Raw genomic sequence first — 21,001 nt, forward strand, 5'->3', positions numbered from 1 at the left:
CGGCCGCGGCCGGGCGGTGCGGGGCTCACACGACGGGCGGCGCTCCCTCGCGGGGGAAGCCGAGGATGCCGGGGCGCTGCTGCCGAGGGGACGGGCCGCCCGGCGGGCGGTAGTCCACGCCGAGGGCGTCGAGCCGGGCGTAGTGCGCCGTCATCCGGGCGTCGAACGCGGCGAAGTCCCGGTCGGCCGGGGCGGGAAGGGCGGACCAGGCGACCTCGGCGAAAGCGGCGAGGCGCGGGAAGACCTGGTAGTCGACGCGGGCCCGGTTCTGCATGACCTCGGTCCAGACGTTGGCCTGGGTGCCCAGGATGTGACGGGCCGCCTCCTCGCTCAGGCCCGGCGGGACGGGCTCGAAGCGGTAGACGTCCTCCAGGCTGCGGACGTACCCGATGGGCATCGGCTCGTCGGGGCCGCCGTCCTGACGGTGGTCCAGATACACCTGCTGCTCAGGGCACATGACGACGTCGTGCCCGGCCTCGGCGGCCGCGATGCCGCCGCCGTAACCGCGCCAGGAGGAGACCGCGGCCCCTTCGGCGAGGCCCCCTTCGAGAATCTCGTCCCAGCCGATGAGGCGGCGGCCCCGCTCCGTGAGCCAGGCGTCGAAGTGCCGGATGAACCAGGACTGGAGCCCGTCCTCGTCCTTCACGCCGAGTTCGGCGATCCGGGCCTGGGCGAGCGGGGACTCCTTCCACTGGTCCTTGGGGCACTCGTCGCCGCCCATGTGGACGAACGGGGAGGTCTCGGGCGGGAAGAGTTCGAGCACCTCCTCCAGGACGCCTTCGAAGAAGCGCAGGGTGTTGTCGGTGGGGGCGAGTACGTTCGGATTGACGCCCCAGGTGTCCCAGACGGAGAGGGTGGTGGTGTCGACGACATCGGTGTTGCCCAGCTCGGGGTAGGCGCTGATGGCTGCCTGCGAGTGGCCCGGGATGTCGATCTCGGGGACGACCCGGATGTGCCGCTCGGCGGCGTAGGCGACGATCTCGCGGATGTCGTCCTGGGTGTAGAAGCCGCCGTAGGGGGTCTCGTCCCACAGTTCGGAGGCCCGGTGGCCGTATTTGGTGCGTGAGCGCCAGGAGCCGACCGCGGTCAGCCGCGGGTAGCGCTTGATCTCGATGCGCCAGCCCTGGTCGTCGGTGAGGTGGAAGTGGAAGACGTTCAGCTTGTGGGCGGCCAGCAGGTCCAGGTAGCGCAGGATGTCGTCCTTGGGCAGGAAGTGCCGCGAGACGTCGAGCATCATGCCGCGCCAGCCGAAGCGGGGTTCGTCCTCGACGGTGACCGCCGGGACCTCCCAGGCGCGGCTCGATGCGAGGGGCGCGCGCCGGAAGGCGTCCGGGCCGAGGAGCTGACGGAGGGTCTCCGCGCCTCGGAAGACGCCTGCGGCGCTGCCGCCCGTGAGGCGTACGGCGTCGGTCCCGACGGCTAGGCGGTAGGCCTCGGGGGCCAGTTCCGCGTCGAGGGCGAGCACGATGCCGCGGTCGCCCGCGCCCTCGGCCAGGGGCAGTCCGGTGGCCGCGCCGAGCGTGGTGCGCAGCCAGCGGGCGACGCCCTCCGTGCCCGGTGCGGCGCTCAGCGGGGTCTCGTGGCCCAGCGGGTACGGCCGCCCGGAGGGGGCCGCCGTCAGGGTGCGCGGTGCCGGGATCAGACCGAGAGCCGCGGGGTCCACGGTGTCCGTGCGGTCCGTGTGCTCGGTGTGCCGGGGTGCCATGCCATCAGTCCTTTACCGCTCCGCCCAGTCCGGAGACGAGGCGTCGCTGTACGAGTACGAAGAAGACCAGTACGGGAATGGTCATCACCGTCGAGGCCGCCATGATCCCTCCCCAGTCGTTCTCGTCCGGTTTGAAGAAGACCAGCAGCGCCATGGGCAGCGTCGACTGGGAGGTGTCGCTGATGATGAACGACTTCGCGAAGAGGAAGTCGTTCCAGGTGGTGATGAAGGAGAAGACGCTGGTGGCCACGAGGCCCGGGAAGACCAGCGGGAAGAGGATCTGCCACAGGAAGCGGGTGCGGCTGGCCCCGTCGATGTAGGCGGCCTCCTCCAGGGCTTCGGGGACGGCCCTGACGAAGCCGCGCAGCATCCAGATGGCGAACGGCAGCGAGAAGGCGAGGTGCGGCAGGATCAGCGAGCCGAGCGTGTTCAGCTGGCCGAAGTCCCGCATCAGGAAGAACAGCGGGATGGTCAGCGCCTCCACCGGCACCATCTGCGCGACCAGGAACATGATCAGCAGCGTGGTGCGGAACTTGAAGCGGAAGCGGGTCACGGCGGTGGCGGCGAGGAAGGCGATCAGCGCGGAGAGGATGACGACCGTGCCCGCCACCAGCAGACTGTTGAGGAAGTAGCGGCCGAAGTCCTGCTGTTCGAAGACCCGGCGGAACGAGTCGAGCGACGGGGACAGCGTCCAGGGGCGGGCTTCGGTGGACTGGATCTCCCCGGCCGGTTTGAAGGCGGAGAGCACCATCCAGTAGAGGGGGAAGGCGACCGCCACGGCGATCAGCAGGGCGGCGGCCTCCGCGGCCAGCCTGCCGGGCCGCTTGACGCGCAGCAGCTTGGCGATGCCGCCGCCGCGCGTGCCACCGCTCGCGGGACCGCGTACGGGACTGCCGGTCGTCGCGCTCACAGTTCCTCCCCCTGGCGCCTCACCAGGCGCAGATAGACCAGCGTGACGGCCAGCAGGATCACCAGCATCACGACGCCGATCGCGGATCCGAGGCTGTACTGCGAGGACGCGAACGCCTTCTGGTACGCGTACACGTTGAGCACCAGGTTCTGGCCGGCGATGCCGCCGCCGCTGGTCATGACGTAGATCTGGGTGAAGACCTTGAAGTCCCAGATGATCGACTGGATGGTGACGACGATCAGGATGGGCTTGAGCATCGGCGCCATGATGGTGCGCCAGATCCGCCACTGGGACGCGCCGTCCAGCGAGGCGGCCTCCAGCACTTCGGTCGGGATGGCCCGGATGCCCGCGTACACGGTGACCATCACGAACGGGAACGAGCACCACAGGACCGCGAAGAGCACCACGGCGAAGGCGCTGTAGCGCCCGTACATCCAGGAGAAGTCGCCGAGCCCCAGCATCTTGTTGACCGGTCCGAAGTCGGGGTCGAAGAGGAAGACCCAGACGGTGGAACCGGTGATCGCGGGGGTGGCCCAGGCGCCGAGCGCGGCCATCATCAGCGCGAGCCGGGGCACGGCGCGGACGCGGGTGAGCAGGACGGCCAGCGCGCAGCCCACGATCAGGGTGGACACCACGCAGGCCGCGGCGAAGACCACGGTGGCGAGGAGGACCTGCCAGAACTGGCTGTCGTTGAAGAGGGTGGCGTAGTTGCCGAAGCCCTGGAAGGTGGTGGGTTCGCCGCCGCTGACCTGGGCCTGGGTGTACTCCAGGAACGAGATCAGGCCGAGTTGGTAGATCGGGTAGACCAGCAGCCCGGCGAGCAGGACGAGCGCCGGCAGGAGGTAGAGCCACGGGGTCCAGCCGGCGCGGTTCGCGGGCGAGAGCGACCGGCCGCGCCGGGGCGGGCGGGCGGTCGGGGTGCCGCCGCCCTTCCCGGCCGCGGGCGGCACCTTGAGCGAGGTGGTGTGCGTGGTCATCGTCAGCCCGCGTCGGTGAAGGCCGTGTCCATCTTCTTCGCCGCGTCGTCCGAGGCCTGGGCCACGTCCTTACGGCCGGAGACGATCTCCTGGAACATCGTCGGCAGGACCAGCGAGGCGTCGATCTGGCCCCAGGCGGGCGAGGCGGGGACGAACTTGGCGCCCGCGCCCAGGGTCTGGACGAACGGGGCGACGAAGGGCTCCTTCTTCGCGGCGTTGTCCAGGACGTCGGTGTAGGTGGGCAGGAAGCCCATCGCGTCGAACATCTCGGCCTGGGCCTTCTTGCCGCTGAGCGACTTCATCAGGTCGACGGCGAGGGTGCGGTGCGAACTGCTCTTGAGGACGCCGAGGTTGTTGCCTCCGGCGAAGGCGGGGGCGATGGAGTTCTTGGCGACTCCGGGCAGCGGGACGACGGCGTACTTGCCCTTGACCGCGCCCGCCTCGACGGCCGCGTGGCTGAAGTCACCGCCGATGGCCATGGCGGCCTTGCCGGAGGCGAAGGCGGTCACGGTGGCGTTGCCGCCCATGGAGGCGCACTTGGCGGCCGGGCAGTTGTCGTCGCCGAAGAGGGAGGTGTAGGCCTCGATGCCCTTGCGGGACTTCTCGCTGTTGATGCCCGACTTGTACGTCCCGCCGGTCTCGCCCGCCAGTTCGCCGCCGTTGGCCCAGATGAAGGGCATCGCGCCGTAGGTGTACGCGCCGCCGACCGCGAGGCCGTAGAGGTCGGGCTTGGCCTTGCGGATCTTCTTGGCGGTGGAGATCAGCTCGGCCTGCGACTTGGGGGCCTCGATGCCGAGGTCCTCGAAGACGTCGGTGCGGTAGTAGAGGGCCCGGACGCCGACGAAGAAGGGCGCGCCGTAGACCTTGTCGCCGACGGTGACGGACTGCTTCGCGATCGGGTCGGTGTCCTTGGCCTCGTCCCAGGCGCCGAACTCCTCGGTGATGTCCGCGAGTCCGCCGTCCTTGACGTATCCGGCGGTGTCGGAGTTGCCGTACTCGATGAGGTCCGGGGCGCTCTTGGGGTCGTTGAACGCGGCCTTGATCCGCTGCGCGCGGGTGTCGACCGGTATGTACTCGACCTCGACCTCCGCGCCCTTGTGGGCCTTCTCGAACGCGGCGACGGCCGTGTCGACGACCTTCTCCTTGGGCTTGTTGCCGACCTCCTGGAAGAGCCAGACACGGAGCGTGCCGCTCTTCTCGTCACCCTTCGCACTGGTGTCGGAGGTCTGCGGCGCGCAGGCGGTGGCGGTGAGGCCGGCCAGCACAAGCGCCGCAGCCGGGGCGGCAATTCGGGCAGAAAGCTTCATCCGGAACCCCTACCGGTCATGCGTTGCACCATGTGCAACGTGCGTTTCGTTCTGCACAACTGGCAGGAGAGTAGATCCGCGTTCCGGCGACGACAAGTGGTCTCGACCACTCTGTGACCAGCGGATGCAGCCCGTGCAACGCGACCGCCCGGTCACCGAGGGTGACCGGGCAAGCGGAAGGCCCCCGGGGCGTGCGGTGTCGCACGCCCCGGGGGCCTGACAGCAGGGGAGGTCCGGACCTACTTCTTGTCCTTGCCGCCGCCCTTGCCCTTGTCCTTGTCGCCACCGGCGCCCATGGACTCGTAGATCTCCTTGCACATGGGACAGACCGGGTACTTCTTGGGGTCGCGCCCCGGCACCCAGACCTTCCCGCACAGTGCGACCACGGGAGTGCCCTCCAGGGCGCTCGCCATGATCTTGTCCTTCTGGACGTAATGGGCGTAGCGCTCGTGGTCGCCGTCGCCCCTCGACACCTGCGGCGTCGGCTCGACGAGGGTCCCCGTACCTGCCCCGCGATCGGGCTCAAGAGTGCTCATAACCGCCAAGGGTACTGAAAGAGGCGGCCTCCGGTTGAGGGAAGGGTCACCCCGGTCGAGCGGAGGTTCGTCCCTCAGTTGAACGACGGGGCGCCCCCCAGGCCGAGCGACGGTTCGTCGCTCAGTTGAGCGAAGGGTCATCCGGATACGTGGCGATCATCGCGAGCTCGCTGCGCTGGCGGCGGAGCACCGCGCGCCAGAGCCGTTCGGGGCACGGGGAGGAGACGTCGCCGGGCTCCGACTCGACCACGTACCACGCGCCCTCGTTCAGCTCGCCCTCCAGTTGACCGGGGCCCCAGCCCGCGTATCCGGCGAAGATCCGCAGGGAACCGAGGGCGGGGCCGAGCAGCTCGGGCGGGGTCTCCAGATCGACCAGTCCGATCGCCCCGTGCACCCGCCGCCAGCCGAGCGGGCCCTCGTCGCCGGGGATCACCGCCACGCCGAGCGCGGAGTCGAGCGAGACCGGGCCGCCCTGGAAGACGACGTCCGGTTGGCCGGTCAGGCCGGCCCAGGACGCGAGGATGTCGCCGACGCCGACCGGGGTCGGGCGGTTGAGGACCACGCCGAGGGAGCCCTCCTCGTCGTGGTCGAGGAGCAGCACCACCGCCCGGTCGAAATTCGGGTCCGTGAGGGCGGGCGCGGCCACGAGCAGTCGCCCTGTGAGCGAGGACACCTCCGTCATGGCAGGAATGATCCCGCATCTTCACCCTTCCCGGGGGGTGAGTGACCGTGATGCCGCCCTCAGGAGAGCGAGCGCAGCTCAGGGCGCACTGAGGCACGGGGAGCGCACCGTCGGGCGGAGGCGCGGTGGGCCATCCGGACGGTAACCCTCCGCAAGATCGGATGCGCGGAGGGTGTTGTGGCGGATTCATGACGTTCGTACACCCCCCTTCGTCTTACGGAAGGGGGGTAGGAGGCCATTACCCTTTTCGTTGGCCCCCTGCCCGACCACTCCGGAACGCGAGATACATGACCGGCACAGACGATGTCCTGCTTGTCCACGGCGGAACCCCGCTGGAGGGCGAGATCCGCGTCCGAGGCGCCAAGAACCTGGTGCCGAAGGCCATGGTCGCCGCGCTGCTCGGCAGCGGGCCCAGCCGCCTCCGCAACGTTCCCGACATCCGTGACGTACGGGTGGTCCGGGGGCTCCTCCAGCTCCACGGCGTCACCGTCCGCCCCGGCGACGAGCCGGGCGAACTGATCCTCGACCCCTCGCACGTCGAGTCGGCGAACGTCGCCGACATCGATGCCCACGCGGGGTCGTCGCGCATCCCGATCCTGTTCTGCGGCCCGTTGCTGCACCGCCTCGGCCACGCCTTCATCCCGGGCCTGGGCGGCTGCGACATCGGCGGCCGGCCGATCGACTTCCACTTCGAGGTGCTGCGCCAGTTCGGCGCGACCATCGAGAAGCGGGCGGACGGCCAGTACCTGGAGGCCCCGCAGCGGCTGCGCGGCACCAAGATCCGGCTGCCGTACCCCTCGGTGGGCTCCACCGAGCAGGTGCTGCTCACCGCCGTCCTCGCCGAGGGCGTCACCGAGCTGTCCAACGCGGCCGTCGAGCCGGAGATCGAGGACCTCATCTGCGTACTGCAGAAGATGGGCGCGATCATCTCCGTGGACACCGACCGGACCATCCGGATCACCGGTGTCGACCGGCTCGACGGTTACACCCACCGGGCGATCCCGGACCGCCTGGAGGCGGCTTCCTGGGCGTCGGCGGCGCTGGCGACCGAGGGCAACATCTATGTGCGCGGCGCGCAGCAGCGCTCGATGATGACCTTCCTGAACACCTTCCGCCGGGTCGGCGGGGCCTTCGAGATCGACGACGAGGGCATCCGCTTCTGGCACCCGGGCGGCGCGCTGAACGCCATCGCGCTGGAGACGGACGTGCACCCCGGCTTCCAGACGGACTGGCAGCAGCCCCTGGTGGTCGCGCTGACGCAGGCCGCGGGCCTGTCGATCGTCCACGAGACGGTGTACGAGTCGCGGCTCGGCTTCACCTCCGCGCTCAACCAGATGGGCGCGCACATCCAGCTGTACCGCGAGTGCCTCGGCGGCTCGGACTGCCGCTTCGGCCAGCGCAACTTCCTGCACTCGGCGGTCGTCTCCGGACCGACCAAGCTCCAGGGCGCCGACCTGGTCATCCCGGACCTCCGGGGCGGCTTCTCGTACCTGATCGCGGCACTGGCGGCGCAGGGCACCTCCCGGGTGCACGGCATCGACCTGATCAACCGCGGTTACGAGAACTTCATGGAGAAGCTGGAGAAGCTCGGCGCGAAGGTCGAACTCCCGGGCGGTTCGCTCGTCTGACCGTCCCCGTGCGCCGTGAAGGCCGCACAGTGCTGCCGCACACAGCACTGCGCACCGCGCAGTTCCCGCGTGAGCGGCCCGCCGCCCCGGTTCCGGACTCGGAGCCGGGGCGGCGGGCTGTCGGGCGTCAGAAGGGCCCCTGAAGGCCGCGTGAGCGGGTATGGCGGGCATAGCGGCCGGGGGTGGTGCCCGCGATCCGCTTGAAGTGCCGGGTGAGGTGGGACTGGTCGTGGAAGCCGACGGCGGCGGCCGCCTCACCGGGCGGCATCCCGTCGAGCAGCAGACGGCGGGCCCGGTCGACGCGGCGGGACGTCACGTACTGGTGCGGCGCGATGGCGTACGCCGCGCTGAAGGCCCGTACGAGATGGGTGGGGTGCGCGTGGAGCAGCCGGGCGGCCCCATCCAGGGTGACGCCCTCGCGGAGCCGCTCGTCGAGGAGCTCGCGCAGATCCCGTGCCACGCCCCGGCCGGGCGGCGGGCCCGTCGGGAGGCCCCCGGGGCGCAGGTGTCCCCGCAGCCGCTCGCCGATGAACGCCAGGCGGCTCTCCGCCTCGAACGCGTCACCCGGGTCCGCGAGGGCGGTGTGCAGCCGGCCGACGCGGGTGCGCAGCAGCGGGTCGGCGAGGTCGGGGGTGTCCACGGCGGGTCCGACGAGGCCCGCGTCGAGGTGCGTCATGTCCAGGTAGAGCACCCTTTTGCGGAAGCCGTCGGTGGTCGCGGGAGAGCCGTTGTGCGGGACGCCGGGCGGCAGCAGGCTCACCGTGCCGTCCGGGGTGCCGCGCACGCGCCGGTCCAGGTCGTAGCGGACGGCGCCGTCGTCGACGATCAGGAGCGTCCAGGCGTCGTGGACGTGCATGGGGTAGGCGTGCTCGGTGAAGCGGGCGTGGAAGACCTCCACGACGCCGGCGACGGCCGGACGCCAGGCCGCGACCTCCTGGATCTCCTGGATCTCCTGCCGTGGCACCACGCCAAGAACGTACAAGACCGCGCCCGGGTCCACCGGCCAGTCTCGAACCATGAGAAACACGCACGAGACCGAGAGCCGGACCACGGCGGCCGGGAGCGTTCCCGTCCGCTTCGACACGAAGGTCGCGGTGCTGCTCCGTGACGACCTGGAGTCCTGGCAGCGCCTGAACGTGACCGCCTTTCTGGTCAGCGGCCTGGGGACGGCGGTGCCCGAGGTGATCGGCGAACCCTACGAGGACGCCGACTCCACCGTGTATCTGCCGATGCTCCGGCAGCCCGTGCTGGTGTTCGAGGGGGCGAAGGAGACGGTGACCGCCGCGCACGCCAGGGCGCTGTCCCGGTCGCTGGCGACGGCCGTGTTCACCGCGGACCTCTTCGGCACGGGGAACGACCGGGACAACCGGGCGGCCGTACGGGCGGTGGGGCGGGACGCCCTGGATCTGGTGGGCCTCGCCGTGTACGGGCCGCGCAACGCCGTGGACAAGGTCCTCAAGGGAGCGCGGATGCACCCCTGAGCCCCAGGGGCCGGAGCGGAGCGCCCCGGGCTCAGTACAGGCCGTGCGGCGGGAGCCGGTGGCCGGTCGGGCGGACTCGCGGTTCCGCGGGCCGTCCCTCCGGGCGCCGGCCCCGGGGGCCCGCAGCTGCCCCGGGCACGGTGCGGGGGCTTCTGCGGGGCGCATGTGCCTCCGGCATGCGCGAGGGCGGCCACTCCTGGTCGGGAGTGGCCGCCCTCTGTTGCGCCGTTGAGGGTTACTTGCCCTTGGCGGCTTCCTTGAGCTTCGAGCCCGCGGAGACCTTCACGCTGTAGCCGGCGGGGATGTTGATCGGGTCGCCGGTCTGCGGGTTGCGAGCGGTGCGAGCGGCACGGTGGGTGCGCTCGAAGGTCAGGAAGCCGGGGATGGTGACCTTCTCGTCGCCCTTGGCGACAATCTCACCGACGGTCTCGGCGAGCGCGGCCAGCACGGCGTCGGCGTCCTTGCGAGTCACCTCGGCGCGGTCGGCCAGGGCGGCCACCAGCTCACTGCGGTTCATGTTGTTACTCCCGTGTTCTTCTTGCCTGTGAGGCGTGAGATCGAAGCCGATGCTGCCAGGGCCCTCTGACAGTCCCCGGACCCGGGTCTGATGTCAGACCCTCTCGCCCGATTACGCATCCTGCCCCCACCAGCGGCGGGAAAGCCAATCCGGAACCCTTCGGGGTCAATGAAAAGCGCCACGGTTTGCTCGTGGTGACGCTCCGTCGACTTGGCCGAGCGGACCGCAGCGGATGCCGGGCCCCGCAGGGCCCACTGCCCGCCCACCCTAAAGGGGCGTTTGGGGCGCCGCGACCCGCGACGCGCCGTACGGCACGGGCGGGTGCGGCCCGGGGTGTCTCGCGGGTACCCCGTGAGGGGCCCCCGAAACAGTGGGGTCAGACGGATGCGGAGGGGGCTGTTCCGGTGCCCGCGGCGGCCTTCGCGGCGGCCCGGACGGCGCCGGCGACCGCGCCCGCCACCTTGTCGTTGAAGACCGAGGGGATGATGTAGTTCGCGTTGACCTCGTCCTCGGCGACCACGTCGGCCAGCGCGCCGGCCGCGGCGAGCATCATCTCCGTGTTGACGGTGCGGGACTGAGCGTCCAGCAGGCCGCGGAAGACACCCGGGAAGACCAGCACGTTGTTGATCTGGTTGGGGAAGTCCGAGCGGCCGGTGGCGACGACCGCCGCCGTCTGACGGGCGATCGCGGGGTCGACCTCGGGGTCCGGGTTCGCGAGCGCGAACACGATCGCGCCGTCCGCCATCGCGGCGACGTCGTCGCCGTTCAGCACGTTCGGGGCGGAGACGCCGATGAAGACGTCGGCGCCGACGACGGCCTCCTTGAGGGTGCCGGTGACACCCTCCGGGTTGGTGTTGTCGGCGATCCAGCGCAGCGGGGAGTCGGGGTCGGCGGCGACCAGGTCCTCGCGTCCGGCGTGCACCACACCGTGGATGTCGGCGACGACGGCGTGCTTGACGCCGGCGGCGATGAGCAGCTTCAGGATGGCCGTACCGGCCGCTCCCGCGCCGGACATGACGACCCGTACGTCCCCGATGTTCTTGCCCACCACGCGCAGGGCGTTGGTGAGGGCGGCCAGCACGACGATCGCGGTGCCGTGCTGGTCGTCGTGGAAGACGGGGATATCGAGGGCCTCGCGCAGCCGGGCCTCGATCTCGAAGCAGCGCGGCGCGGAGATGTCCTCCAGGTTGATGCCCGCGAAGCCGGGGGCGATGGCCTTGACGATCGCGACGATCTCGTCGGTGTCCTGGGTGTCCAGGCAGATCGGCCAGGCGTCGATGCCGGCGAAGCGCTTGAAGAGGGCCGCCTTGCCCTCCATGACGGGCAGCGCGGCCATCGGGCCGATGTTGCCGAGGCCGAGCACCGCGGAGCCGTCCGTCACAACTGCGACGGAGTTGCGCTTGATGGTGAGGCGGCGCGCGTCCTCGGGGTTCTCGGCGATGGCCATGCAGACCCGGGCGACACCGGGGGTGTAGATCATCGACAGGTCGTCACGGTTGCGGATGGGATGCTTGGACGCCATCTCGATCTTGCCGCCGAGGTGCATGAGGAACGTACGGTCGGAGACCTTGCCCAGCGTGACACCCACGATGTCGCGCAGACCTTCGACGATCTCGTCCGCGTGCGAGGTCGAGCTGGCGGCGATGGTGACGTCGATCCGCAGCATCTCGTGACCTGAGGCGGTCACGTCGAGGCCGGTGACCGAGCCCCCGGAGGACTCCACGGCCGTGGTGAGCTGGGAGACCGCGGTGCCGCTCGCGGGCACCTCCAGCCTGACCGTCATCGAGTACGAGACGCTGGGCGCCGTTGCCATGGCCGAGTCCTTCGCTTTCCTTAGCTTCATTGCCGCACATCCGGAACCTTCGTTCCGGACACGCTTCCCGATCGTCGCACCTACTGGCTGGTAGCCGGTAATGACTGCCGTCTTTCGGAAAGTAGTTTCCACCATACGAGAAACTACCCGTTCGGCGGAACCCCCAACGGGACCCGAACCGGCCGGGCGGCCCGCGGAACGGGGGCGGAGCCCGTGAAAACAAGAACAGACCCGCGCCACCAGCAGGTGACGCGGGTCTGTCTTCTTCGGTTGGGTGGCACCGACCCGCCATGCTCGCCTCGCGGCAAGTGGTCGCTCGAAGCGACGAAGGTTGGGCCCGGGGGCTTGGATCGAGTCGGTGCCAGTACCAAGGTAACAAAGACCCCCGAGAAGTGATTCCCGCGCGCCGGGTTGACTCGCCGAGCCCCTTCGGCGTCAGTCCCTCAGGAGGTCCGGTACCCCGTCCTCGTCCGGCATGTCCCGCTCCCCCGAGACCACCGTGAGCTGCTGGGTCGCCCGGGTCAGCGCCACGTACAGCACCCGCAGACCGGCCGGGGACTCGTCCGCGATCTCCGCGGGCGAGACGACCACCGTGGCGTCGTACTCAAGACCCTTGGCCTCCAGGCTGCCCAGCGCCACCACCCGCTCCCCCAGCTCCGCGAGCCACTCGCGGGCCTGGGCGCGCCGGTTCATCGCGACGACCACGCCGACCGTGCCGTCCACCTCCGCGAGCAGCCGCGCGGCCTCCTCGCGGACCGTGGCGGCCAGGTCTCCTTCGCGTACCGGCTCGAAGCGGGGCACCACCCCGGTCGAGCGGACCGCTGCCGGGGACTCCATGCCGGGCATCGCCAGCGCCAGCACCTTCGCGGCCAGCTCCGCGATCTCCGCCGGGTTGCGGTAGTTGACGGTGAGGGTGAAGCGGCGGCGCGGCCGGGAGCCGAGCGCCTCGTCCCGGGCGGCGCCCGCCTCGTCCGGGTCGGACCAGGAGGACTGGGCCGGGTCGCCGACGATCGTCCAGGTGGCGTGCCGGCCCCGGCGGCCGACCATGCGCCACTGCATCGGCGTGAGGTCCTGCGCCTCGTCGACGATGACGTGCGCGTACTCGGTGCGCTCCGCCGCGAGCCGCTCGGCCCGCTCCCACTGGGTCTCCTCGCGCTGCGGCATCAGCTCCTCAAGACCGGTGAGCTGGTCAAGGGGGTCAGCCTCGCGCTTGCGCCGGGGCCGGTTCGGGGTGCCCAGCAGCGCCTGGAGCTCGTCCAGGAGCGCCACGTCGTGGACGGAGAGCGGCCCCTGGCCGTCCGCGTCCAGCCGCTTCAGCGACCGGGCCAGGCGGCGCACCTCGCCCTGGTTGAGGATGCGCCGTGACCAGCGGCCGAGACGTCGCTCGTCGGCCATCGCGGCCAGCACCCGGCGCGGCGTCAGTTCGGGCCACCAGGCGTCGAGGAACTCCAGGAACGGGGTCTCGGTGGAGACGTCCTCGTCGAACGACGAGCGCAGCTCCGCCACCAGCTGGGGGTCGGTGTACCGGCCGCGTCCGGAGGACTTGCTCCACAGGGCGTCCAGCAGCAGCTTTCGGGCGCGCGGGCGCAGGAGGTTGACCGGGGCGGTGCCGCCCAGGGCGTTGTGCCGGATGCGCTGGAGCTCGTCGGCCTCCAGCTCGACCCGGGCCCCGAAGGCGACGACGCGCAGCCGGTTCGGGGTGGTGGCCGCGGCGCCCTGCTCGGGCTCCTCGCCGAAGGAGAGCTGGCCCGCCTCCTCCCGCGGGGCCGCGGGGCGGCCCTGTTCCAGCGCGCCCCGGGCCGCCTTGCGCAGCACGTGGAGCATCCGGGAGGAGCCCTTGATCCGGGCCACCGCCGGTTCGTCGTACGTCGTGGCGCCCTGGAGGCCCGCCGCGTCGTCGGACAGCGAGCCGACCGCGCGGATCGCGACCTGGCCCTCCTCACCGAGCGAGGGCAGCACCCCTTCGGTGTACGCGACCAGGAGCGGGGTGGGCGAGACGACCAGGATGCCGCCCGCGTACCGCCGCCGGTCCTGGTAGAGCAGATACGCCGCCCGGTGCAGGGCGACCGCGGTCTTGCCGGTGCCGGGGCCGCCGGTGACCTCGGTGACGGAGGCGGCGGGGGCCCGGATGACCAGGTCCTGTTCGGCCTGGATGGAGGAGACGATGTCCCGCATGGTGTGGCTGCGGGCCTGGCCGAGCGCCGCCATCAGCGCGCCGTCCCCGATCACCGGCAGCTTCTCGCCGTCCAGGAACGCCGTCAGCTCCGGGCGCATCAGGTCGTCCTCGACCCCGAGGACCTTGCGGCCCTTGGAGCGGATGACCCGACGGCGTACGACGCGGCCCGGCTCCTTCGGGGTGGAGCGGTAGAACGGCGCGGCGGCCGGGGCGCGCCAGTCGATCACCAGCGGCGCGTAGTCGGAGTCCAGGACCCCGATCCGGCCGATGTGGAGCGTCTCCGCGATATCGGCGGTGGCGTCCTCCCGCACGGTGTCGTCGGCCGGCTCGACGGAGGTGTACGCGCCGTCCGGGCCGCGCTCCCCGTCCTTGCCGAGCAGCAGGTCGATCCTCCCGAAGAGGAAGTCCTCGAACTCGCTGTTCAGCCGATTGAGGTGGATCCCCGCCCGGAACACCTGGGCGTCCCGCTCCGCGAGCGCGCCGGGGGTACCGACCTGGCCGCGCTTGACGGCGTCGTTCATAAGAAATTCCGCCTCGTGGATCTTCTCTTCGAGGCGGTGATAAACACGGTCGAGATGCTCCTGCTCGACACCGATTTCCCGGTCCCGCAGCGATTCGACAGCGGCATCCTGCGCGGCCACCGAGGCCCCCTTCTGACGTGCACTGGGCAGCCGTCAACCCTATAGCGAAGGGGGGCCCGAGCGCACCTGTCGACCGCATCCCGATCGCGCGTCGTACCGGGTGGGGCGCAGGGGAGCCCGGCGGGGCGGGGCTCAGGCTCCGATCTCCACCAGCCGCTCCCCGTCGAAGGTCCGCACCTCGAAACGGTCGATGTCCTCACGGTCCATCGCCGCCCCGCCGTGCACGTACAGCGGGGCCTTGGCCGTCGGGTTCGTCGCGCCCTCGATGCCGTACCCCCACTGCGGGACGGACCAGGAGGTGACGACCTCCTCCTCACCCGTCCTGGAGACGGCGATCAGCCGGCACTTCTGCGGTCCCTTGACGTTCTTCAGCTCCAGGACCGTGTGGGTGCCCCAGGTCTTCTCCTCCATGCCGACCGTGGCGTCGACCCGGGTGGTGGGGTCGGTCGCCGAGACCTTCTCCGTCATGTGCTGCAAGAAGGCGTCCTCGGCCGGGCTGGTGGGGTGCGGGTCGGCGGCCACCGGTCCGCCGCCGCGGTCGTCGCCCGCCGTGACCGCGAACGCGGCGACCGGGCCGCCGATGATCAGGGCGGCGGCAGCGGCGACCAGATACCGGCTGCGCCGGGTGCGGCGGTGCCGCTTGTGCGCGACCTCGTCCATCAGCCCGCCCAGCAGCCGGGGCGCGGGCCGCTCGGGCACATGCGGCTCGGGACGGGCCCCGGGGGCGCCGGCGGGCGACTCGGAGAGCATCGCGAGCATGGGCTCCATCCCCGCGAACTCGTCGAGATGCGCGGCGCACCAGGCGCAGCCCGCGAGATGGGCCTCGAAGGCGCTCGCCTGCGTGTCGTCGAGGACGCCGAGGACGTATGCGGCGGCCGCGTCGTGCTCGGACCCTTCGGGCTCCGCGCCGAACGGCTCGCTGTGACCGGAGGGGCCACCCGGGCCGCCGGGGCCGGAGGGGCCGCCGGCACCGCCCGCGCCGCCGGGATGCCCGGGGCCCGTGCCGTGGCCGGGGCCGGAGAGGTGCGCGGGCCCTGAGGGGTGTGCAGGACCCGCGGTATACGGGGGACGCGAGGGACCGGACGGCGTGCGGTGGCCGGGAGGGCGGGGCCCGAACGGCTGCCACTGCTGGTCGCTCATGCCGTGATCCCCCTCTCTTCGAGTGCGAGCTTCATCGAACGGAGTGCGTAGAACACCCGGGACCGCACGGTCCCGCTGGGGACGCCCAGCACTTCGGCGGCCTCATTGACCGTACGTCCCTTGAAGTAGGTCTCGACCAATGCTTCCCGGTGCGCGGGGGTCAAATCTTCGAGCGCGTCCGAGAGCGTCATCAGCCACAGCGCCTTGTCGATCTCGTCCTCCGCGGGAATGACCTCCAGCGGCGACGGATCGACCTCGCGCGGCCGGGCCTGCCGGCTGCGGTGGTTGTCGATGACGATGCGCCGGGCGACCGTCACCAGCCAGGGTCGGACGGAGCCGGTGGCCCGGTTGAGCCGGCCGGCGTTCTTCCAGGCACGGATGAGCGTCTCCTGCACCACGTCCTCGGCCCGCTGGCGGTCGCCCGCGACGAGTCGGAGCACGTACGCGAGCAGCGGCCCGGCGTGTTCGCGGTACAGCGCCCGCATCAGTTCCTCGTCGGGTATCCCGGAGGGGGACGGGGGCGGCTCACTGCGATGTCGAGCCCTGTGCGGACGGTCATCGGCCACGGCCGCATCCTTGCGCACCCGAACCTCCCGGTCGAGACCTCTGAAACGAGCTCTTCGGCCATCGGTACGGGGGCGGGGCCCGGTTCACTCAACGCCGCGCGGAATTTCTTTCTCCGGACCGCGCCCGGCGGCCGCCCGCAGGGTCCTGCGCCGGTGGCGGGCGACCCGTTCACGGTTGCCGCAGACCTCGCCGGAGCACCAACGGCGCCGTCCGCCGCGCGAGGTGTCCAGGTAGAGGCGGTGGCAGTCCTCGCCCTGGCAGCGGCGCAGGGCCGCCCGTGCGGCCGGGTCGGTGAGCAGGTCCACGGCGTCCCGGGCGACGACGGCGAGGAGCCCCGCGCAGTCGGGTGCTGTGCTCAGGGCCCGTACCAGGCCGCCGTCCGCACCGCGCACCGCGCGGGGCCCCGGAGGCGCCCCGGAGGCCAGGGAGTTGACCCGCTCCAGCGCCCTGTCGGCGTCGGGACCGCCGAGCTGAGCCGCCATCAGGAGGCTTATGGCCGACCGCAGTTCGTGGAAGCGGGTCACCCAGGTGTCGTCCAGCGCCGTCAGTACGGTGCCCGGCGGGACCAGCCGGGCGTCGGTCAGCCACCGGGCCAGACGCACGGGCCCGTCGAGCTGTTCGCAGCCCCCGGGCGCCCCGCCCGCGGGCTCCGTGGCCACCAGATCGAGGCAGACCCGGCCCGTGTCGAACCGCCACATCCGCGCATCCCTGCCCGCTGCCACGCCCTGTCACCACCTTGGGTCACCGGTCGAACGGCCACCCCCCAGAGTGCCCCGGCCGGGGCCCGGCCGGAACCCCCGCCGCCGTCCCGGTGCCGGGACCCGCCCCCGTACCGTGGCGGCCATGGATCACGAGGGGGAGACACCCATGGACCACCGGGACGGGAACACCGTGCCCGGCCCCGGCGGCCTGCGGCTGCGCCGGTGGCGCGAGGAGGACCTGCCGGCGCTGCTGGAGGCGTACGAGGATCCGGCGATGCGGCGGTGGCTGGCCACCCAGGTCTCCGGGGTGGACGGGGCGGCCGACTGGCTGGCGGCGCAGCGCACGGGGTGGGCGACGGGCACCCGCTTCGCCTTCGCCGTGACCGACGGCGGGCGGGACGGCGAACCGCTCGGCAACATCGTGCTGAAGCGGCCGGATCCGGGCAACGACTGCGCGGAGGTGGGCTACTGGACGACGGCCGCGGCGCGCGGCCGGGGCGTGGCGTCACGGGCCCTGACGGCGCTGACCGACTGGGCGTTCACGGAGTTCGCCGAACAGGGCCTGATCAGGCTGGAGTTGTTTCACCAGGTGGACAACGAGGCCTCGTGCCGGGTGGCGGAGAAGTGCGGTTACGCGCTGGCGCGGGTGATCCCGGCGCTGCCGCCCGACTATCCGCTGGACGGCCATGTGCATGCGCGCGAGGCCCCCTCGGCGGCGCTCAGCCGACCGGCGGGTCGTCGTGCAGAAGCCGCTGGAACAGGTGGTGGTCGCGCCAGCGGCCGTTGATGTGCAGATAGCCCGGCGCGGTGCCGATCCGCTCGAACCCGGCCTTGGCGAGCACCCGCTGGGAAGGGGTGTTGTCCGTGACGGTCGCCGCCTCGACGCGGTGCAGGCCCAGCCGGTCGCGGGCGGCGTCGCAGACCGCGCCGACGGCGGCGGTGGCGAGGCCGCGTCCGGTGTGGTGCGCGTCGACCCAGTAGCCGAGGCGGGCGTTGCGGTACGGTCCCCCCTCGACGCCGGAGAGCGTGAAGGCGCCGATCACCCGGTCGTCGGCGTCCGTGAGCGCCCAGGGCACGGCCCGTCCGGCGTCCCGGTCGGCCAGCAGGGCGGTGAGCCGGGCGGCCTGACCCTCGACGGTGTAGAAGGACGCGGGGCGTACGGGTTCCCAGCGGCGCATATGAGCGCGGTTGCGGGTGACGGCCGCGGCGAAGGCGGGCGCGTCGGTGATCGCGACGGGGCGGAAGGCCACGTCCGGGGCGATCCGGTGGAGGTGATCGGTCATCCGGTCACGCTAAGGCCTGTCCTGTTGACGGTGACGCTCCGGGGCCCTCAGCGTCCGTACGGTGACGCTCCGGGCCCCTCAGCGTCCGTACGGTGACGCTCCGGGCCCCTCAGCGGCCGTACGGTGACGCTCCGGGGCCCTCAGCGGCCGTACTTCGTGTCCGCCGACGGGTCCAGCGCCAGCCGGTAGCCGCGCTTGACGACCGTCTGGATCAGCCGGGGCATGCCCAGCGCCGAGCGCAGCCGGGCCATCGCGGTCTCCACCGCGTGCTCGTCGGTGCCGCTGCCGGGCAGGACCCGCAGCAGGTCGGCGCGGGCCACCACCCAGCCGGGGCGACGGGCCAGCGCGTGCAGGAGGGCCATGCCCGCGGGCGGCACCGCGCGCAGCTCGTCGTCGACGAGGACGGCGTGGCCCCGGATCTCGACCCGGTGGCCGGCGACGGGCAGGGTGCGGGCGGCGAGTGGGAGCCGGGCGCACATCAGCTGGACGAGGGGGCCGAGCCGGAAGCGTTCCGGCTGGAGGGTGTCGATCCCCCGGGCCTGGAGCGGGAGGGCGGTGACCGGTCCGACGCAGGCGACGAGCACGTCGTCGCGGAGGGCGCCGAGGATCTCCGGGAGCAGTCCGCGGGTCTCGGCGCGCCCCAGGAACGAGGCGGCGGCGGGCGCGCTGGTGAAGGTGATCGCGTCCAGGCCCCGGGCGGCCGTGACGTCGAGCATCCGGTCGAGCGGGGCGATGTCCTGCGGGGGCATCCAGCGGTAGACGGGGACGACGACGACGTCGGCGCCCGCGGCCGTCAGGGACTCGACGAAGCCGGGCAGCGGTTCGCCGTGCAGCTGGAGGGCGATCCGGCGGCCGGCGACGCCTTCGGCGAGGAGCCGGTCGAGGACCTCGGCCATCGATTCGGACCCGGGCGACCAGGCCTCGGTCAGCCCGGCGGCCCGGATGGCGCCCTTGACCTTGGGGCCCCGGGCGAGGAGTTCGACCCCGCTCAGCGTCTTCAGCAGGGCGTCGCCGACCCCCCAGCCGTCGGCCGCCTCGATCCAGCCGCGGAAACCGATGGCGGTGGTGGCGACCGCCACGTCGGGGGCGTGGCCGATCAGCTGTTTGGTGGCGGCGAGGAGTTCGCTGTCGTCGGCGAGCTGCACGATCCGCAGGGCGGGGGCGTGCAGGACGGCGGCGCCGCGGCGTTTGAGGAGGGTGGCGAGCTCCTCGGCGCGACGGGCGGCGGTCACCCCGACGGTGAAGCCCGCGAGGGGGCCGTGCGTTGTGTCGTCGTCCTGCATGGCGTGTTCCCGGCTTCCGTGGTTCCGCTGGTACGCGAGGTGCGAAGGCCCGAGACTGTCAACGATGCGTGACAGGCTCGGTTCCCCCGTATTTCCCGGCCGTTACGTCGCACGACGCCGGGATGTCGTCCCGTGACCCCCTAGGGAGTGTCCGCAAAGTATCGTCGTCCGCCCTCTGGGCGGGGCCCGCGGCGTCTGGTGCGTGCTCTCGCAAGGCGCCGGAGTGTCCTAGTAGCGGAGCTACTCGGGCATTTCGGCAACGCCGCGAGAGTGCGTGCCAGGCGTCGTGGGCCAGACGAGACTTTGCGGACACGACCTAGACCTCCGCGTAGCCGAGCCGGCCCCGTGTGGGCGCGGGCGTGGGGCGGCGAAGGTATACCGCCCAGGTGAGGGTGAAGCACACCCCGTAGAAGGCGAGGAAGGACCAGAAGGCCGCGGTTCCGGCGCCGGAGGCCTGGAAGGACTGGCGGAAGGCGAGGTTGATGGCCAGGCCGCCGAGCGCGCCGACGGCCCCGATGAGGCCCATGGCCGCGCCGGAGAGCCGTCGTCCGTGGGCGGCGGCGGACTCCGCGTCGAGCCCCCTGGCGAGGGCCTTGGCGTGGAAGATGCCGGGGATCATCTTGTACGTCGATCCGTTGCCGAGGCCCGTCAGGACGAACAGGGCGGTGAAGCCGGTGAGGAAGACGGGCAGCGAGGCGTTCCCCGAGGCCTGGATGACGACGCCGGTGGCGGCGGCCATCGCGGCGAAGGTGGCCAGGGTGATGCGCGCGCCGCCGTACCGGTCGGCGAGCCGGCCTCCGACGGGCCGGATCAGCGAGCCCAGCAGCGGGCCGATGAAGGTGAGCGAGGCGGCCTGGAGCGGGGTCCGGCCGAACTGGGTCTGGAGCACCAGGCCGAAGGCGAAGCTGTAGCCGATGAACGAGCCGAAGGTGCCGATGTAGAGGACCGCCATGATCCAGGTGTGCGGGTCGCGGACGGCTTCCAGCGCGGCCCCGGTGTCGTTCTTCACGGGCCGGAGGTTGTCCATGTACAGGGCGGCGCAGACGCCGGCCAGGACGATCAGCGGGATGTACACCCCGAGGACGATGCGGGGGTGCGAGGCCCCCAGCGTACCGATGACGAGCAGGCCGACGAGCTGGACGACGGGGACGCCGATGTTGCCGCCGCCCGCGTTCAGGCCGAGCGCCCAGCCCTTCTCGCGCAGCGGGAAGAAGGCGTTGATGTTGGTCATCGACGAGGCGAAGTTGCCGCCGCCGATCCCGGTGAGCGCCGCGACCGCGACGAAGGTGGCGTACGAGGTGCCGGGCTCCATCACCCAGAAAGCGGCCAGGGTCGGGACGAGCAGGCTCACCGCGCTGAAGATCGTCCAGTTGCGGCCGCCGAACCGGGCGACGGCGAAGGTGTACGGCACCCGCACCAGCGCGCCGACGAGGGTGGCGGTCGAGATGAGGAAGAACTTCCCGGCCGGGTCGATGCCGTACTCCGGTCCCATGAACAGGACCATCACCGACCAGAGGGTCCAGATGGAGAATCCGATGTGCTCGGAGAGCACGGAGAACCACAGGTTGCGGCGGGCGACGCGTTCGCCCTTCTCCCGCCAGAACGTCTCGTCCTCCGGCTCCCAGGTCTCGATCCAACGGCCTGCCATCACGCG

The 21,001-nt window shown here is 71.7% G+C and carries 19 protein-coding genes; 3 read left to right on the top strand and 16 right to left on the bottom strand.

What is annotated here, in order from left to right; all coding sequences use genetic code 11:
• Positions 1-25: 25 nt before the first annotated feature.
• The 6 genes from ACIQRW_RS18065 to ACIQRW_RS18090 all read right to left on the bottom strand — a co-directional run bounded on the left by ACIQRW_RS18065 (position 26) and on the right by ACIQRW_RS18090 (position 6,117).
• Positions 26-1,705, bottom strand: coding sequence for a beta-N-acetylhexosaminidase (locus ACIQRW_RS18065; protein WP_403760977.1), 1,680 nt, complete (start codon positions 1,703-1,705; stop codon positions 26-28).
• A 4-nt stretch (positions 1,706-1,709) separates the two neighbouring features.
• A complete protein-coding gene (locus tag ACIQRW_RS18070) occupies positions 1,710-2,615 on the bottom strand; it encodes a carbohydrate ABC transporter permease (RefSeq protein WP_403760980.1) in 906 nt (301 codons plus the stop codon).
• Entirely contained in the window at positions 2,612-3,592 is a 981-nt protein-coding gene (locus ACIQRW_RS18075) for a carbohydrate ABC transporter permease (protein ID WP_403760983.1), read from the bottom strand. Before ACIQRW_RS18075 ends, ACIQRW_RS18070 begins: the two co-directional genes overlap by 4 nt.
• A gap of 2 nt (positions 3,593-3,594) precedes the next feature.
• Positions 3,595-4,899 carry an extracellular solute-binding protein gene (locus tag ACIQRW_RS18080; protein WP_403760985.1) on the bottom strand — a complete coding sequence of 435 codons (1,305 nt, stop codon included), beginning with the start codon at positions 4,897-4,899 and terminating at the stop codon, positions 3,595-3,597.
• A 239-nt stretch (positions 4,900-5,138) separates the two neighbouring features.
• Positions 5,139-5,435: a DUF3039 domain-containing protein gene (locus ACIQRW_RS18085; RefSeq protein WP_006124925.1), complete on the bottom strand. Its 297-nt coding sequence runs from the start codon at positions 5,433-5,435 to the stop codon at positions 5,139-5,141.
• Positions 5,436-5,556: 121 nt separating this feature from the next.
• Entirely contained in the window at positions 5,557-6,117 is a 561-nt protein-coding gene (locus ACIQRW_RS18090; RefSeq protein ID WP_403760988.1) for a YqgE/AlgH family protein, read from the bottom strand.
• A gap of 287 nt (positions 6,118-6,404) precedes the next feature.
• Here ACIQRW_RS18090 and murA point away from each other — a divergent pair, with 287 nt between their 5' ends.
• Complete coding sequence (gene murA / locus ACIQRW_RS18095; protein WP_365549551.1) at positions 6,405-7,745, top strand: UDP-N-acetylglucosamine 1-carboxyvinyltransferase; 1,341 nt, start codon at positions 6,405-6,407, stop codon at positions 7,743-7,745.
• 127 nt (positions 7,746-7,872) lie between these two features.
• On the opposite strand, the gene ACIQRW_RS18100 is transcribed toward murA, so the two are convergent.
• Positions 7,873-8,763, bottom strand: a complete 891-nt coding sequence (locus tag ACIQRW_RS18100; RefSeq protein ID WP_403760991.1) for an AraC family transcriptional regulator — start codon at positions 8,761-8,763, stop codon at positions 7,873-7,875.
• Between ACIQRW_RS18100 and ACIQRW_RS18105 the strand changes: the two genes are divergently transcribed.
• Positions 8,762-9,226 (top strand): DUF2000 family protein, encoded by a 465-nt coding sequence (locus ACIQRW_RS18105; RefSeq protein ID WP_403760994.1) that lies wholly within the window; start codon positions 8,762-8,764, stop codon positions 9,224-9,226. The genes ACIQRW_RS18100 and ACIQRW_RS18105 overlap by 2 nt on opposite strands.
• 235 nt (positions 9,227-9,461) lie before the next feature.
• Here ACIQRW_RS18105 and ACIQRW_RS18110 read toward each other — a convergent pair whose 3' ends face one another.
• From ACIQRW_RS18110 to ACIQRW_RS18135, 6 genes are all read right to left on the bottom strand, one after another.
• Entirely contained in the window at positions 9,462-9,743 is a 282-nt protein-coding gene (locus ACIQRW_RS18110; RefSeq protein ID WP_003968811.1) for an HU family DNA-binding protein, read from the bottom strand.
• Positions 9,744-10,119: 376 nt separating this feature from the next.
• Positions 10,120-11,556, bottom strand: a complete 1,437-nt coding sequence (locus ACIQRW_RS18115; protein WP_403760996.1) for an NAD-dependent malic enzyme — start codon at positions 11,554-11,556, stop codon at positions 10,120-10,122.
• A gap of 435 nt (positions 11,557-11,991) precedes the next feature.
• Positions 11,992-14,373, bottom strand: coding sequence for a HelD family protein (locus ACIQRW_RS18120; RefSeq protein WP_403760998.1), 2,382 nt, complete (start codon positions 14,371-14,373; stop codon positions 11,992-11,994).
• Between the two features lie 132 nt (positions 14,374-14,505).
• A complete protein-coding gene (locus ACIQRW_RS18125) occupies positions 14,506-15,513 on the bottom strand; it encodes an anti-sigma factor family protein (RefSeq protein ID WP_403761001.1) in 1,008 nt (335 codons plus the stop codon).
• Positions 15,510-16,097, bottom strand: a complete 588-nt coding sequence (locus tag ACIQRW_RS18130; RefSeq protein ID WP_063739458.1) for a sigma-70 family RNA polymerase sigma factor — start codon at positions 16,095-16,097, stop codon at positions 15,510-15,512. Before ACIQRW_RS18130 ends, ACIQRW_RS18125 begins: the two co-directional genes overlap by 4 nt.
• Before the next feature lie 66 nt (positions 16,098-16,163).
• Positions 16,164-16,778, bottom strand: coding sequence for a CGNR zinc finger domain-containing protein (locus tag ACIQRW_RS18135; protein WP_403761075.1), 615 nt, complete (start codon positions 16,776-16,778; stop codon positions 16,164-16,166).
• Between the two features lie 169 nt (positions 16,779-16,947).
• On the opposite strand from ACIQRW_RS18135, the gene ACIQRW_RS18140 reads away from it, so the two are divergent.
• A complete protein-coding gene (locus tag ACIQRW_RS18140) occupies positions 16,948-17,568 on the top strand; it encodes a GNAT family N-acetyltransferase (protein WP_403761077.1) in 621 nt (206 codons plus the stop codon).
• Here the strand turns inward: ACIQRW_RS18140 and ACIQRW_RS18145 are convergent.
• The 3 genes from ACIQRW_RS18145 to ACIQRW_RS18155 form a co-directional block, all read right to left on the bottom strand.
• Positions 17,501-18,064, bottom strand: a complete 564-nt coding sequence (locus ACIQRW_RS18145; protein WP_403761004.1) for a GNAT family N-acetyltransferase — start codon at positions 18,062-18,064, stop codon at positions 17,501-17,503. The two genes, ACIQRW_RS18140 and ACIQRW_RS18145, sit on opposite strands and share 68 nt — an antisense overlap.
• Before the next feature lie 140 nt (positions 18,065-18,204).
• Positions 18,205-19,347, bottom strand: coding sequence for a uroporphyrinogen-III synthase (locus ACIQRW_RS18150; protein ID WP_403761007.1), 1,143 nt, complete (start codon positions 19,345-19,347; stop codon positions 18,205-18,207).
• A gap of 316 nt (positions 19,348-19,663) precedes the next feature.
• Positions 19,664-20,995 carry a nitrate/nitrite transporter gene (locus ACIQRW_RS18155; protein ID WP_403761010.1) on the bottom strand — a complete coding sequence of 444 codons (1,332 nt, stop codon included), beginning with the start codon at positions 20,993-20,995 and terminating at the stop codon, positions 19,664-19,666.
• Between the last annotated feature and the right edge of the window lie 6 nt (positions 20,996-21,001).

The organism is Streptomyces sp. NPDC091287 (assembly GCF_044768525.1).
Classification (GTDB): domain Bacteria; phylum Actinomycetota; class Actinomycetes; order Streptomycetales; family Streptomycetaceae; genus Streptomyces.